This window comes from Labrenzia sp. THAF82 (assembly GCF_009363435.1).
Taxonomy (GTDB): Bacteria; Pseudomonadota; Alphaproteobacteria; order Rhizobiales; family Stappiaceae; genus Roseibium; species Roseibium porphyridii.
In genome coordinates, this window is the sequence record NZ_CP045354.1 from 510,311 (window position 1) to 523,361 (window position 13,051).

The following is a 13,051-nucleotide window of genomic DNA, read 5'->3' on the forward strand; positions in this document are numbered from 1 at the left end:
CAGTTTCATTTCAGCCTGATCAACCTAATGGCCGTCGACTCGAGGGTCAATTGGAAAAAACAAATGTCAGACAATTAAAAGTTTGACTTTTCAATTCACGAGGAGCAGCGTAAGCGCAATCAAGTCTGGGAGGACAGGGTGAAGGCTATCGACCGACTTTTGCCCGGCCACAAGGCGATGTGGCTTACGTTTTTTGCGAGCATCTTGGTGGCCTGGAGTGTCCTGTTCGCCATGCAGGCTGCCGTTGATCCGGCCTTGAAGTGGCAAGGCTCGGCTGCGCAATTTCTGCTGTCGCTTTGTTCGCAATCTGCTGCTGATGCCGGGCTCGGTTCGGCCGTGGTGATGTGGTCTTTGATGGCGCTTGCGATGATGGCGCCAACCGCATTTCCGGCCCTTCGTACCTACTCAGATCTGACCCACACCGATGCTGCAGGTACTTGGTCGTTTGCAGCCCTTGGAGGCGGTTACCTGGCAATCTGGCTGGGATTTTCTGCTTTGGCGGCCGTGATCCAGGTGTGGTTGGCAAGCGCCGGCCTTCTCAATCCGCTCGGCCAGGTCACTTCGGTTTTCGTCAATGGCGGCCTCTTGATCCTGGCCGGCGTCTATCAGTTCAGCCCGCTCAAGGAGGCTTGTCTTAAAGCTTGCCAGAGCCCGTTGACGTTTTTCATGAGCCACTGGAAACCGGGCGTATCGGGAGCCCTTCAACTTGGCCTGCGGCTCGGAGCTGTCTGTCTTGGATGTTGCTGGGCCTTGATGCTGCTGGCCTTTGTGGCGGGCACAATGAACCTTGCGTTCATGGGTCTTGCGATGGTGCTGATGACGCTGGAGAAACTGCCGCAATTCGGCTCCCGGATCAGCGCACCGCTTGGTGTTTTTCTAATTGTGGCAGGACTGACCGTCGTCCTCCTGCCACTCGTAACAACGCAATCAGTCTAGGGAGATACTAATGTCCGGATGGGCCATTCGCGGTGAATTGATCTTGAACTGCAACTGTACGGTCTTCTGTCCCTGCGTGGTGTCGCTTGGAAAGCATCCGCCGACCGAGGGTTACTGCCAGACCTGGGGAGGAATTCGCATCGACGAAGGGCACTATCAGGGTGAGGACCTGTCCGGCCTGAATATCGGGCTTTTGATTGAGATACCCGGATTGATGGCGCGTGGAAACTGGAAAGCCGCCGTATTCATCGATGATCGTGCAAGTGACACAGCGTTTGACGGTCTTGTGAAAATCTTCTCAGGTCAGGCCCGGGGAACGACCGGGTTGTTCAAAGTGCTCGTGAGTGAGTTTCTTGGAGCAGAGCGCGCGCCAGTGTCTTACACCAATGAGGGCAAGACACGCCGTTTGGTGGTGGGCAAGGCCATCAAGGGAGAAGTCGTGCCGGTGCCGGGTGCCAATCCGGATGAAGACATCGTTATTTCCAACACCGAATACTGGATGGGCCGGGATATCACCGTTGCCACGGCAACGCAGGGCCGCGTGCGGGCGTTTGGCCGGGTTTGGGATTTCGATGGCCGCAGTGCAGAGATCTGCCAGATCGACTGGTCGGGTCCGGCTGCCGAACAGGCTGCATAAAGGAGATCGAGATGCAGGTCCCCGCGCTTTCAGTTTCTCGCCGTACCCGAAAGACCCCATTTTCCCGGCGCGTTCAGTCCGCCGGTGTCAAGGGTTATACGGTTTACAACCATATGCTTCTGCCGACAGTGTTTGAAAGCGTGGAAGCGGACTATCGTCATCTGAAATCCAAAGTTCAGCTTTGGGATGTTTCGTGCGAACGGCAGGTGGAGCTTTGGGGGCCTGACGCCGCACGGTTGGCGCAGATGCTGACGCCGCGCGACCTGTCCGGAATGAGCGAAGAGCGGTGCTACTATACACCGATGGTCGACGAAACCGGTGGCATGCTGAATGACCCGGTGACGACAAAACTTGCCGAAGACAAGTTCTGGGTGTCGGTGGCCGATAGCGATCTTCTGTTCTGGATCAAGGGCCTCGCCCATGCTTTCCGGCTGGAGGTCGATGTCGATGAACCCGATGTCGCTCCGCTCGCGATCCAGGGGCCGAAAGCCGAAGACCTGGTGGCGCGGGTCTTTGGAGAACGGATCCGCTCCATTCGTTTCTTTCACTATGATTATGTCGAGTTTGAGGGTCAGAGGCTGGTTCTGGCCCGGTCAGGCTATTCAAAACAGGGAGGCTTTGAACTCTATGTTGAAGGGTTCGATCTTGGCGAACCTGTCTGGGATGCCTTGATGGAAGCCGGGGAAGACATGGATGTCCGCGCCGGTTGCCCAAACCTGATTGAGCGGATCGAAGGTCAGTTGCTGTCTTATGGCAATGACATGACTCGAAACAACACACCCCATGAATGCGGGTTGGGGCGGTTCTGCCAGACGAAGGACGCCATCGGCTGCATCGGCAGGGATGCTTTGCTGCGCGTTGCCGTGGAAGGCCCTGTCAGGCAAATCCGCAGCGTTGCGATTGACGGTGATCCGGTGCCGCCATGCGACGAATTGTGGCCGATCATTGCAGGGGGGCGCCAGGTCGGTACGGTGAGCTCGGCAGCCTATTCCCCGGATTATCGGACCAATGTCGCGCTCGGCATGGTGCGCATGACGCATTGGGATGATGGAACCAAGGTGCAGGTCGACACCCCGCACGGCATGAGGGCCGCCACAGTCTGGGAAAAGCCGTTTATTCATCAGGAGCCCTGAGATGAAGGAGCATTACGACGCCTTCTCCAGGCAAGCAGCCAACTACGTGCCCTTGTCCCCGCTTTCCTTTCTTGAAAGGACAGCGGCGATCTTTCCTGCGCGAACCGCCATTATTTATAACGAACGCCGATACTCATGGTCCGAAGTCAAGGACCGTGTCAGCAGGGTCGCAGCGCAATTGGTCGCGATGGGTATCAAGCCTGGAGACACGGTCTCCGTCATGGCAGCGAACATCCCTGAAATGTTCGAGCTGCATTATGCAGTCCCTTTGACAGGAGCTGTGCTGAACACGATCAATACGAGGCTGGAACCCGAAACGGTTGCTTACATTCTGGATCACAGCGATGCGAAGCTGGTCTTCGTTGACACTGCCTTTTCCGATGTTGTCAAAAAGGCTTTTGATATCAATGAGGCCATCGTTCCTGCCGTCGATATCATTGATGCTCAGGGCCCTGGCGGGGCCTGCATTGGGTCTTCGACCTACGACCAACTGGTGAAGGAAGGCGATCCGGACTTCCCGTGGCAAGGGCCTGGCGACGAATGGGACGCTCTTGCCCTGAACTATACGTCGGGAACGTCAGGTCGGCCCAAAGGTGTCGTCTATCATCATCGTGGAGCCTATCTCATGTGCATGGGTACGCCCCAGGCATGGGAACTGCCGCGCCATCCGGTCTATCTCTATTCAGTCCCGATGTTTCACTGCAATGGCTGGTGTCATGCCTGGACCATGACACTGATGGCCGGGACGATTGTCTGTATTCGTCAGATCACCGGCGAGGCGGTCTTCAGGCTGATCGCCGAACACCAGATAACGCATCTTGGCGGGGCGCCGATCGTCCTCGCCATGCTTTTGAACACGCCCGAAAGCCAACGGAAGGCCATCAGCCACAAGGTCAAGGTCATGACCGCAGGCGCACCGCCTCCAGCAGCGGTTCTCGCCGGCGTAAAGCAGTTGGGCCTGGAGGTAATGCAGGTCTATGGCCTGACCGAAACCTATGGACATGTCGCGCAATGCTTGTGGCGCGAGGAATGGGACGATCTGTCCGCGGACGTACAGGCCGAGCGGCAATCGTGGCAAGGTGTCGGTTTTCCGATGACGGAAACGATTGATGTCATCGACCGTGACACCGGAGTTTCTGTTCCCTGGGACGGGGAAACGCAAGGCGAGATTGTCATCAGAAGCAACACCGTGATGAAAGGCTACTACAAGAACCCGGAGGCAACAGCCGATGGGTTTTCCGGCGGCCGGTTCAACTCCGGCGATGCTGCCATTCGCCACCAAAACGGCTATATCCAGATCCGGGACAGGTTGAAGGATGTGATAATCTCAGGCGGAGAGAACATTTCCTCTGTCGAGGTTGAGGGCGTGTTGCACAGGCATCCGGATGTGGTGCTGGCCGCCGTCGTCGCCTTGCCTGATGAAACCTGGGGCGAGGTTCCTTGCGCCTTTGTCGAATTGAAGGATGGCAGCGCTGAAACAGAGGAAAGTCTGATTGGCTTTTGCCGTGAGAACATGGCTGGCTTCAAGCGACCCAAGAAGATTGTCTTCACCGAGTTGCCCAAGACCGCAACCGGTAAGATCCAGAAATTTGTCCTGCGCCAACAGGCCAGGTCTATTGCCGAAACAGCAGTTTAACAGGACCAGATGAAATGACGTTCAAAGCCCTAATTGTCGACAAGGATGAAGACGGCAAGACAAATGCCTCCGTTCAGGAAATTGATCAGACACAATTGCCGGCAGGTGATGTGACTGTTGCGGTGGATTATTCAACCCTGAACTATAAGGACGGTTTGTGCGTCGGACCGGGTGGCGGGCTGGTAAGAAACTACCCGCATGTGCCGGGGATCGATTTCGCAGGCACTGTCGAGGAGTCCAACGACGATTGGTACAAGCCGGGCGACAAGGTTGTGCTGACCGGCTGGCGCGTTGGTGAAGCCTGGTGGGGCGGATATGCGCAAAAGGCCTGCGTGAAAGGCGAGTGGCTGGTTCCGTTGCCGGACGGTTTGAGCACTCGGAATGCCATGGCGATCGGAACAGCCGGTTTCACCGCAATGCTGGCGGTGATGGCGCTGGAAGAGCATGGCCTGAAGCCTGAGAATGGCCCTGTTCTGGTGACAGGAGCCGCAGGTGGTGTCGGATCCGTCGCGACAGCCATTTTGGCCAATCTTGGTTACGAAGTGGCTGCTGTTACAGGGCGCGAAAGCACCTGGGATTATCTGAAATCGCTCGGTGCCAGCCGCATTGTGCCGCGAGACGATGTCGCCGAGACCGTCAAACGTCCTCTGGAATCGGAAACCTGGGCTGGCTGTATCGACGCGGTTGGCGGATCGATGCTTGCAAGGGTCCTGGGTCAGATGAAATACGGCGCGTCCGTCGCAGCGGTTGGTCTGGCTGGTGGTGCGGCATTGCCGGCAACCGTCGTCCCCTTCCTGTTGCGCGGTGTCAATCTTCTTGGGATCGACAGCGTGATGAAGCCATATGACGCGCGTCTGAAGGCTTGGGAGAGATTGGCCAAAGACCTGCCGATGGACAAGCTTGAGGCAATGATTCAGCCCGCGACACTGGAGGACCTGCCCAAACTGGGAGCCGATATCCTCAAGGGACAGGTGAAGGGTCGTGTCGTGGTCGATGTGAACGCCTGATGCGGTGTCTGGGCGGTCAGAGTGCAGGCCGCCCGTAATGCTCTTTCAGAAAATCGATCATAACTCTGACCTTCTGCGGAAGATAAGACCTGCTTGGGTAAACAAGCCAGGCAGCTGTTTCAAAAGATGCCGCCGCGCAAGCGTAATCCGGAAAAAGGTCAACCAGCGTTCCTTTTTGCAGGTCCCGCCTGATCAGCATGATCGGCATGAGTGCGATGCCCATGCCGAGACGGGCCGCCGACCTGATCGACAAGGCGTTCGATATGACGGTCGCGCCACCAATCGGGACGGCGAATGCTTCTGTGCTGTCATGCTCCCGAAACTGCCAATAGGTTCGAAAGCCTGGGATGGCGAAACGGATACACTCCCGCTCCGACAGATCGTCCGGGTGACGGACGGGCCCTGTTCTTTCAATATACTCCGGCGAAGCAACAGCGCGGTATCGCGTCGTCATCAGTTTGCTGACAATCCAGTCTCCTTTCGGCATGGAGCCGAACCGAACTGCAAGGTCAATTCCGTCTGCCCTCAAATCGAGGTTTGAGTCCGACGCCAGAAGCTCAACGTCAATTTCCGGATATCTTTCCTTGAATTCGGGCAGAACCGGGAGCAAGCATTCCTGAGCGAAGGAAATGCTGACCGTCATGCGCAAGGTTCCCCTCGGAGAAATTGCCGTCGTTCGGGCTTCGTCGCCCGCAGCTTCAAGTTCTTCCAAAAGCGGCGCAATGCGGTTCAGATAAAGTTCCCCTTCGCTTGTTGGAGCAAGACTGCGGGTGCTTCGCTGGAATAACCGAAATCCGACATCCTGTTCCAGCTGCGCGATGACGCGCGACACGCTCGAAGCGTCGAGATCCAGAAGTCTGGCAACGGCAGCGAAGCTGCCAAGGTCCCGCACGAGGAGTGCCGTCTTGAGTGTTGAGAGTTCCATTCGTGCAGCTTACGCACGACTTCGATGCATTTCGACGTATTTTTCGAACTAGCGCATGAAACTAAATCCGACTGACCATTCACCAAGGAGGTCAGTTCATGACCCAGTTGCTTCGCATCAATTCAAGCTCCCGTCTGCAGGGGTCGCATTCTGCAGCCGTGGCAGACGCCTTTGAAGCTGAGTTCAGAACACAGCATCCAGGGTGCCGGGTCATTACCCGAAATGTCTCAGACGGTTCTATCCCGTTCATCGCTCAAGAAACCATTGAAGGGTTCTACGCCCCTCAGGATGGTCTTTCTGTTGAACTGCAAGCTGCAACGGCCCTGTCGGATAGTCTGATCGCAGAAATTCAGGCATCAGATACGCTATTGCTCGCAGTCCCGATCTACAATTTCTCCATTCCTGCTGCACTCAAGGCCTGGGTCGATCAGATTTCCCGCATCGGTCACACATTTTCCATGGGAGAAGGTGGTTTCAAGGGACTGGTCAAAACGCGTCGTGCGGTTGTTGTCTGCACCTATGGCGCTGAGGGATACCTGGCGGGTGAGCCCTTTTCCGCTGCAAATTTCGTACAGCCATATCTTAATTTCCTGTTGAACTTCCTGGGCATAGAAAGTGTCGAATTCGTTCATGTACAAGGCACGGCAATAGCGGCGGCCGATGCATTTGCCGACAGGCTCGAGGCCGCCAAAGATGAAGCGAAGCGAGCTGTATAGGCCATGAAAAAAGACTTCGGGCCAGGGCTTCCATCGCCCAGTTTTTGAAGATCAGATCGGCCGATACCCGTTGCGCCAAGTTGGGGCGACGGGTGCAGGCATTTCGGGGTGCCGGGAAACGCCCGTTTCCGGTTGCATTTCCGCAGATCCTCCCATATAAGCGCCCGGTCCAGAGTCGTCCGGCTCGTCGTGGACTGGTCTTCTGTATTCTCTTGCAGGCCTCCATCGACAACCAAGGGCATGCCGTGTCGGCTCTGAATGCACCAAGAAAGAAGCGCCCGTTTGAGCGGACGCACCAAGGAAAGGATGCAAAATGCCCAAGCTGAAGACGAAGTCCGGCGCTAAAAAGCGCTTTAAAGTGACTGCGACCGGCAAGGTGAAAACCGCGCAGGCCGGCAAGCGCCATGGCATGATCAAGCGCACGAACAAGTTCATCCGCAACGCTCGTGGCACCACCACGTTGAGCGATCAGGATGCACGGATCGTGAAGCAGTTCCTGCCTTACGCATAACGCCAGCCCCGAAGGAGATCACCTAAATGTCACGCGTCAAACGGGGCGTAACCGCCCACGCTCGTCACAAGAAAGTTCTGAAGGCCGCTAAAGGTTATTACGGCCGCCGCAAGAGCACCATCCGCGTTGCCAAGCAGGCTGTCGAGAAGGCAGGCCAATACGCTTATCGCGACCGCAAGGCCAAGAAGCGTAACTTCCGCTCGCTCTGGATCCAGCGCATCAACGCAGCAACCCGTCAGCATGGCCTGACCTATGGCCGGTTTATCGACGGTCTGAACAAGGCTGGTGTTGAAGTCGACCGCAAGATTCTGTCCGATCTCGCGATCAATCAGCCGGATGCCTTCAAGGTTCTGGTTGACAAGGCACAGGGTGCTCTGACTGCTTAATTCGGGCAGCTTGGAACAAGAATTCTGGAAAGCGCGGCTTTAGCGGGCCGCGCTTTTTCTTTTGTCTGCGTGACCGTGTTGCGCATGCCCTGTTAGGCTCAGAGCTCTCCGGCAACGAAGCGATAAAGGTCGAATGTCTCACACTATTGTCTTTGACAGCGAGTTTCTGACAGCCCCCGGTGCGAAGGACCGCATGTGGTGCGGGCCATTGGACCCCGATCCGTGTGTCGCCCAAATCGGTGCTGTGAAGCTGTCGCTTGAGCCGGGCTTTCGTGTGCTTGAAACGGAGCGAATATTTATCAAGACCGCGGATCGATATGGAAAGCCGACCGTTGTCGATCCATTCTTCACTGAATTGACCGGTATTACCCAGGCTCGGATCGACGCCGAAGGAATAAGACCTGAAGACGCACATTTGAGGCTTGCCCGAATTGCCGGCGATGCGACGCTGTGGTCCTGGGGTAAGGACGAAATGTTTCTGATGGCAGTCAGCTGCTACGTGGCGGGCATGGTTCCGCCAATTCCGGCGCACAGGTTCGGGAACGCGGCAAGCCTTTTGAACAAGGCCGGTATGTCTTTGGAGGATATTGGCAGGACGACCAGCGGTGAACTTGCGACCTACTTCGGGTTGCCGACCCCACCCGGCCGTCATCATGATGCACTCGATGACGCAATGTCGATCACGGTTTGCCTGCAGCATCTTCTGAAGACCGGACGCTTGGACGCTTCCGACTTTGATTTGCCGAGTCCCAAAACCGGAGCCTTGGTCCAAGTCTGACCAAAACAGGACAGAATCACAAATTGGGACGGGATTTGCCGGTTTTGCGAAGGCAAGTTCTTTTTCTTCTTGCGCGCAATATCCTCGTTTTCCCCCTTACCTGGCCCATTCGCGCACACTTTCGTTAACTTTTGTGACCCTGTTTTGGCGGTTTTCCGCGGACAAAAGGTTAACGCCTTCCTATATTGGCATGGTGATTGCGAGGTTTCAGACAGGAAGGCACTGATTGTGCCGATTTGAAACAATGAGGCGTTAATACGTGCGAGTGAACCCGGTAACATCGGCAGGACGTGCCAATGTGAGGCGCAAACGTCCCTCAATGGGAGAGACGGAAAGCGAGCGCCAGGGCAATAGCTTTGCGTCATACCTGCCAGAGCCGCCCAAGCCGGATCTTGAGCGTGATCATGATGCCTTCACCGGACGGTATTACCCGAATTCGGTCTTTCTGGCTCATCTGATTGCAACACGCGACTATGACATCCAGACCCGTCAGGTCCGCCCAGCAGACACTCTGTCAGGTGCTAACAGCTATCGGGCGATGGCAGCTCTGCCGCGACAGCGTGGAGCAGGCCACCTTCTCAAGACCGAGCGCTGATCTCTCGATTTTTTGAATTCCAGATGTACCACTGGATAGCCTCGGCCCGGAGCATCGCTCCGGGCTCTTTTTTAGCGCTGATTTCTTTGAGGGTCAGGCAGATTTGGACCGCTTGCTTTTGTTGTTGCGGTGGAGCTGGCAACCCTTTTGTGACGCGCGTCACATTTTTCTCTTGCGAGTCACGATAGGTTTGAACGCAGATCCGGAATCCCCGGACCTCCGAAAGACTGGCCACGGACTGGCCCACCACGGAGCAAAAGATGCAAGTAAGACCTGTTTCAGCGATTCACGCCCTGCGAATTCGCCAAAAACCATCAGCAGACTTCGTTCCCAATTCAGACCTCTTTGGAGTATCTGAAGGAACATTCGCTGGTGTCGACATGATGCCAGCTCACCTGGCCGCAGAAGAGCTGCAGCGTGACCTTCACGCCGGTTCACATGCAGAATACGCAACCCAGCTTCTGGCGAGCCGTAACATGTCCGCAGAGACCGAAATGGAGCGTCAGCAGCATTTGGCGCAATACGCCACTGCCTCCGAAGACAGCGAAGAAACTTCCTTCACGATCTCACTGTCTGCCTGATTTGGTTCTGGTGATGGTTTATCAAGTCTCGATCCTCAGAAAGCCGGCCAAACCGGTTTTCTGGTGCTCGATGACGTGACAATGGAACGCCCAATCACCGGGATTGTCAGCGACAAGGGCTACTTCCATCGTTTCATCCTTCAATAGCAAAGCCGTATCGGTCACGAGTGGCGGCAGGGTGCGTTTGTTTGACCGCAGCAGTTTGAAGGAAACGCCATGAAGATGGATCGGATGGGCGTTCGGAGATTCGTTTCTGAGACGCAGCACGTATGACTTGCCCAGCTTCATCGTCGCCAATGGGTCGAAAGGTCCAGGCGTATCCCCCGGCCAGGCCACCCGGTTGATCGACCAGAATGTATATCCGAGTGAGCCACAGATGCTGGCTTGCGGAGCATCTCCTTCCGGTGACCAGCCGAACACGAAATCGATCACTTCGGCATTGGCGAGATCCGGCTCAGGCACCGGATTGGGAGGAAGCGGCTCTAATTCCTTCAAATCTCGTCGGACGCTTTGGCCAGCTGCGCTGAACGTTGCCAGAAGCCGGTCACCATTGGCACGACGTAGAAACAATTTTACCGTTTCGCCGTCCTGGTCCGGTACCTTCAACGCAATATCCGCACGCTGACCGGGCGACAGGACCAGGTCTTTCGCCGGTAGGGGCTTGGGTAATGGGTGAGAATCGATAGCGATGACCCGGGCCTCGCCGCCCTCAAGTTCGTAAGTTCCAACGCGAGTCAGGTCGGTAACGGCCAGTCTGAGGCGGACAAGGCTTCCCGCCTGCAGTTCGTAAACAGGCTCCTTCTGCCAATTGACGGTCGACACCGTTCCGAGCGTGCCACCGCGTGCAGCATTTCTCGGCTTTGAGAAGGCAATGAACTGACCGTCGCCGCCGAGGCGAAAGTCCCGAATGTTCAATGGCAGGTCTTGGTCGAAACCAATATCTTCCGGTTCTTCGACCACCATGATCCCGGTCAGGCCACGAGCAATCTGTTCAAGCGTATTGCAATGAGGGTGATACCAGAACGTCCCTGCATCTGGCGGCGTGAATTCGTATCGGAAGGACTGACCCGTTTCGATCGGATACTGGGTCAGATAAGGCACGCCATCCATCCGGTTGGGAATTCTAAGTCCGTGCCAATGCACGACGGTCGGCTCATCCAGATCGTTGATGACATCGATTGCCACCTTCTGTCCCTGCCTCATGCGCAGTACCGGCGGCGGCGCATCAGGGAGGAAGCTCATCATGTCGCGCGTAAGCGTCCCGGGCAAAATGGAGTGATCGTGGTTGGAAAGTCTCAGGATATGCTCCGCGGAATCGGTAGCCGCAAAGCCTTTTGCCGCAAGGCCTCCTGCCGCAAACGCTGAAACTGCTCCTGCGCTGCCCAGCAACAATTCTCGCCTTGATACTGAAGGCATGACTGTCCTTATGATTTGAAGGCGCATCCTGGCGCAATCAACACGCAGGCGCACACTTTCGCAAGGACAAAGTGAGAGTGCCCGGTAGTGCCGAGCAATTCGTCAATAACCTGCTGCGTGGCCGTCCTTGCGCGGGTCAGACCCGGCTGTCAACAACCCCCGTGCCTTGTCGATCATGATGGCCTGACTGCCGCCAATGGCTCCCTTGGCTGGCGTCACCTGATGGCCAAGTGCTTTGAGGCCGTCCAGTGTCGATGGCGGGATCAGTTTCTCTGCCTGGAGTTCGTGTGTATCCAGATCCATGAACATGCGTGGGAAATCGATCGCAGCCTGTACGTCCATTCCATAGTCGATGATGTTGGTCAGCAGGTGGGCATGTCCGCAGGCCTGGTATTGGCCACCCATTACACCGAAGGACAGCCATGGATTGCCATCCTTGAGCACCATAGCCGGAATGATCGTGTGGAGCGGCCGCTTGCCGCCGTCAATGGAGTTTGCGTGACCTGCCTGTGCCTTGAACGCTCGGCCACGGCAATGCAGAAGCACACCGCTGTCCTGTGCAACGATCCCCGAGCCGAAATCCGAAAACAGCGAGTTTATAAAGGAAACGGCCAGCCCATCCTTGTCTACAACGGTCAGATAAACCGTATCGGTCTGCGGGCTCAGTGAAGATTGGGGCAGGGAAGCCATGCGTTTGTTGACCGACACTTCTGCGGCAAGCCGGTCGAGATAATCCGACGCAATCAACCCGGAATGGCAAACGTCCATATAGCCAGGATCCGTTACGAACCTGTCGCGGACTGCATAGGCAAGCCGTGTTGCTTCCATCTGCAGGTGGAACCTCTCCGGGCCCATTGGATCCAGGTTTTCAAGGTCGAACTTTTCCAGAATCCCGAGCATCACCAAGGCAATGATGCCTTGTCCATTGGGCGGCAATTCCGCAACCGTATGCCCCTTGTAGTCTCTCATGACGGGAGAGACCGCGGTCGTATGGCACGCGGCGAGGTCGTCCTCCGTCATCAAGCCGCCGCGGCTTTGCAGAGCTTCGACGATATCGCTGGCAATCGGACCGGAATAAAACGCATCCGCACCATCGGCGGCGATAGCCTCGAGTGTTGCGGCAAGATGCGGGTATTTGAGGATCGTGCCTATGGCAGGTGCGTTGCCATCAATGAGGTACCGTGCCGTCGATACCGGATCAGAGGCCAGTTTCTCGACATTGTTGGCCCAGTCGTTTGCCACGCGGGGCGCAACAGGAAACCCTTCACGGGCATATTGAATGGCACGCTTGAAAAGTTTGCCGAATTCCGTTGATCCGTGCGCCTTGTGCAGGGTTTCCCAAGCGCGCACAGCACCCGGCACAGTGACCGCATGGGCGGACGTGTCGGTGATGTCTTCAACGCCTAGTTCGGCGAGTTTTTCAGGTGTTGCCGCACGCGGTGCTGCGCCCGAACCATTAAAGCCGGTCAGCCGGCCATCCGGTTCGGTAACGATTGCAAAGCAGTCACCGCCGATGCCTGTCATATGCGGTTCGACGACACATTGCACGGCAACGGCGGCGATGGCCGCGTCCACTGCGTTGCCTCCGTCCTGCAGAACCTCCAGCGCGGTGCTTGTTGCCAGAGGATGCGATGTTGCCGCAGCTGCTTCGCGCGCAAAAACCGGTGACCGGCCTGGCGCCTGAAAATCACGCTTCACTGAAAATCTCCTGCCCGAAACGCCTATTTATTCCGAATTGCCGCAAGTGTTTCCCGACTTTCCCACCTATTCGGCACCCGTTCGATTTGCTAGCAA

At 56.4% G+C, this 13,051-nt stretch carries 14 protein-coding genes; 11 read left to right on the plus strand and 3 right to left on the minus strand.

The annotated features are described in order from the left end of the window. Window positions 1-138: 138 nt before the first annotated feature. Genes FIV00_RS02420 through acuI form a run of 5 tightly spaced genes read left to right on the plus strand, consistent with a single transcriptional unit; the run spans window position 139 to window position 5,349 of the window. A complete protein-coding gene (locus FIV00_RS02420; RefSeq protein WP_209006785.1) occupies window positions 139-936 on the plus strand; it encodes a DUF2182 domain-containing protein in 798 nt (265 codons plus the stop codon). A gap of 10 nt (window positions 937-946) precedes the next feature. Continuing rightward, window positions 947-1,573, plus strand: coding sequence for a DUF1326 domain-containing protein (locus FIV00_RS02425; RefSeq protein ID WP_152499326.1), 627 nt, complete (start codon window positions 947-949; stop codon window positions 1,571-1,573). 11 nt (window positions 1,574-1,584) lie between these two features. Continuing rightward, complete coding sequence (locus FIV00_RS02430; RefSeq protein ID WP_152499327.1) at window positions 1,585-2,706, plus strand: dimethylsulfoniopropionate demethylase; 1,122 nt, start codon at window positions 1,585-1,587, stop codon at window positions 2,704-2,706. A 1-nt stretch (window position 2,707) separates the two neighbouring features. Beyond that, window positions 2,708-4,342, plus strand: coding sequence for an acyl-CoA synthetase (locus FIV00_RS02435; RefSeq protein ID WP_152499328.1), 1,635 nt, complete (start codon window positions 2,708-2,710; stop codon window positions 4,340-4,342). A 14-nt stretch (window positions 4,343-4,356) separates the two neighbouring features. After that, the gene (gene acuI, locus FIV00_RS02440; RefSeq protein ID WP_152499329.1) at window positions 4,357-5,349 is read left to right on the plus strand and encodes an acryloyl-CoA reductase; all 993 of its coding nucleotides are present in this window, start codon (window positions 4,357-4,359) and stop codon (window positions 5,347-5,349) included. 16 nt (window positions 5,350-5,365) lie between these two features. Here the strand turns inward: acuI and FIV00_RS02445 are convergent, their stop codons facing one another. After that, window positions 5,366-6,274: a LysR family transcriptional regulator gene (locus FIV00_RS02445; protein ID WP_152499330.1), complete on the minus strand. Its 909-nt coding sequence runs from the start codon at window positions 6,272-6,274 to the stop codon at window positions 5,366-5,368. Between the two features lie 98 nt (window positions 6,275-6,372). Between FIV00_RS02445 and FIV00_RS02450 the strand changes: the two genes are divergently transcribed. The 6 genes from FIV00_RS02450 (at window position 6,373) to FIV00_RS02475 (ending at window position 9,841) form a co-directional block, all read left to right on the plus strand. Continuing rightward, the gene (locus FIV00_RS02450; protein WP_152499331.1) at window positions 6,373-6,990 is read left to right on the plus strand and encodes an FMN-dependent NADH-azoreductase; all 618 of its coding nucleotides are present in this window, start codon (window positions 6,373-6,375) and stop codon (window positions 6,988-6,990) included. Between the two features lie 313 nt (window positions 6,991-7,303). Continuing rightward, window positions 7,304-7,501: a 50S ribosomal protein L35 gene (gene rpmI, locus FIV00_RS02455; protein ID WP_145345317.1), complete on the plus strand. Its 198-nt coding sequence runs from the start codon at window positions 7,304-7,306 to the stop codon at window positions 7,499-7,501. A 26-nt stretch (window positions 7,502-7,527) separates the two neighbouring features. After that, a complete protein-coding gene (gene rplT / locus FIV00_RS02460; protein ID WP_152499332.1) occupies window positions 7,528-7,887 on the plus strand; it encodes a 50S ribosomal protein L20 in 360 nt (119 codons plus the stop codon). Between the two features lie 133 nt (window positions 7,888-8,020). Further along, entirely contained in the window at window positions 8,021-8,665 is a 645-nt protein-coding gene (locus FIV00_RS02465; protein WP_152499333.1) for an exonuclease domain-containing protein, read from the plus strand. A gap of 298 nt (window positions 8,666-8,963) precedes the next feature. Continuing rightward, window positions 8,964-9,260 (plus strand): hypothetical protein, encoded by a 297-nt coding sequence (locus tag FIV00_RS02470; protein ID WP_209006786.1) that lies wholly within the window; start codon window positions 8,964-8,966, stop codon window positions 9,258-9,260. A gap of 260 nt (window positions 9,261-9,520) precedes the next feature. Next, on the plus strand, window positions 9,521-9,841 hold the full coding sequence (locus FIV00_RS02475) for a hypothetical protein (RefSeq protein WP_152499334.1): 321 nt from the start codon (window positions 9,521-9,523) through the stop codon (window positions 9,839-9,841). A gap of 21 nt (window positions 9,842-9,862) precedes the next feature. Here FIV00_RS02475 and FIV00_RS02480 read toward each other — a convergent pair whose 3' ends face one another. Together FIV00_RS02480 and ggt are read right to left on the minus strand one after the other, a co-directional pair. After that, window positions 9,863-11,257, minus strand: a complete 1,395-nt coding sequence (locus FIV00_RS02480) for a multicopper oxidase family protein (protein WP_152499335.1) — start codon at window positions 11,255-11,257, stop codon at window positions 9,863-9,865. 102 nt (window positions 11,258-11,359) lie between these two features. Continuing rightward, a complete protein-coding gene (ggt, locus tag FIV00_RS02485) occupies window positions 11,360-12,955 on the minus strand; it encodes a gamma-glutamyltransferase (protein WP_152499336.1) in 1,596 nt (531 codons plus the stop codon). Between the last annotated feature and the right edge of the window lie 96 nt (window positions 12,956-13,051).

Excerpts from the sequence above, each read along its gene's own strand:
- FIV00_RS02425 (WP_152499326.1), top strand. The coding sequence starts at position 947 with ATGTCCGGATGGGCCATTCGCGGTGAATTGATCTTGAACTGCAACTGT.
- FIV00_RS02430 (WP_152499327.1), top strand. The coding sequence starts at position 1,585 with ATGCAGGTCCCCGCGCTTTCAGTTTCTCGCCGTACCCGAAAGACCCCA.
- FIV00_RS02435 (WP_152499328.1), top strand. The coding sequence starts at position 2,708 with ATGAAGGAGCATTACGACGCCTTCTCCAGGCAAGCAGCCAACTACGTG.
- acuI (WP_152499329.1), top strand. The coding sequence starts at position 4,357 with ATGACGTTCAAAGCCCTAATTGTCGACAAGGATGAAGACGGCAAGACA.
- FIV00_RS02445 (WP_152499330.1), bottom strand. The coding sequence starts at position 6,274 with ATGGAACTCTCAACACTCAAGACGGCACTCCTCGTGCGGGACCTTGGC.
- FIV00_RS02450 (WP_152499331.1), top strand. The coding sequence starts at position 6,373 with ATGACCCAGTTGCTTCGCATCAATTCAAGCTCCCGTCTGCAGGGGTCG.
- rpmI (WP_145345317.1), top strand. The coding sequence starts at position 7,304 with ATGCCCAAGCTGAAGACGAAGTCCGGCGCTAAAAAGCGCTTTAAAGTG.
- rplT (WP_152499332.1), top strand. The coding sequence starts at position 7,528 with ATGTCACGCGTCAAACGGGGCGTAACCGCCCACGCTCGTCACAAGAAA.
- FIV00_RS02465 (WP_152499333.1), top strand. The coding sequence starts at position 8,021 with ATGTCTCACACTATTGTCTTTGACAGCGAGTTTCTGACAGCCCCCGGT.
- FIV00_RS02475 (WP_152499334.1), top strand. The coding sequence starts at position 9,521 with ATGCAAGTAAGACCTGTTTCAGCGATTCACGCCCTGCGAATTCGCCAA.
- FIV00_RS02480 (WP_152499335.1), bottom strand. The coding sequence starts at position 11,257 with ATGCCTTCAGTATCAAGGCGAGAATTGTTGCTGGGCAGCGCAGGAGCA.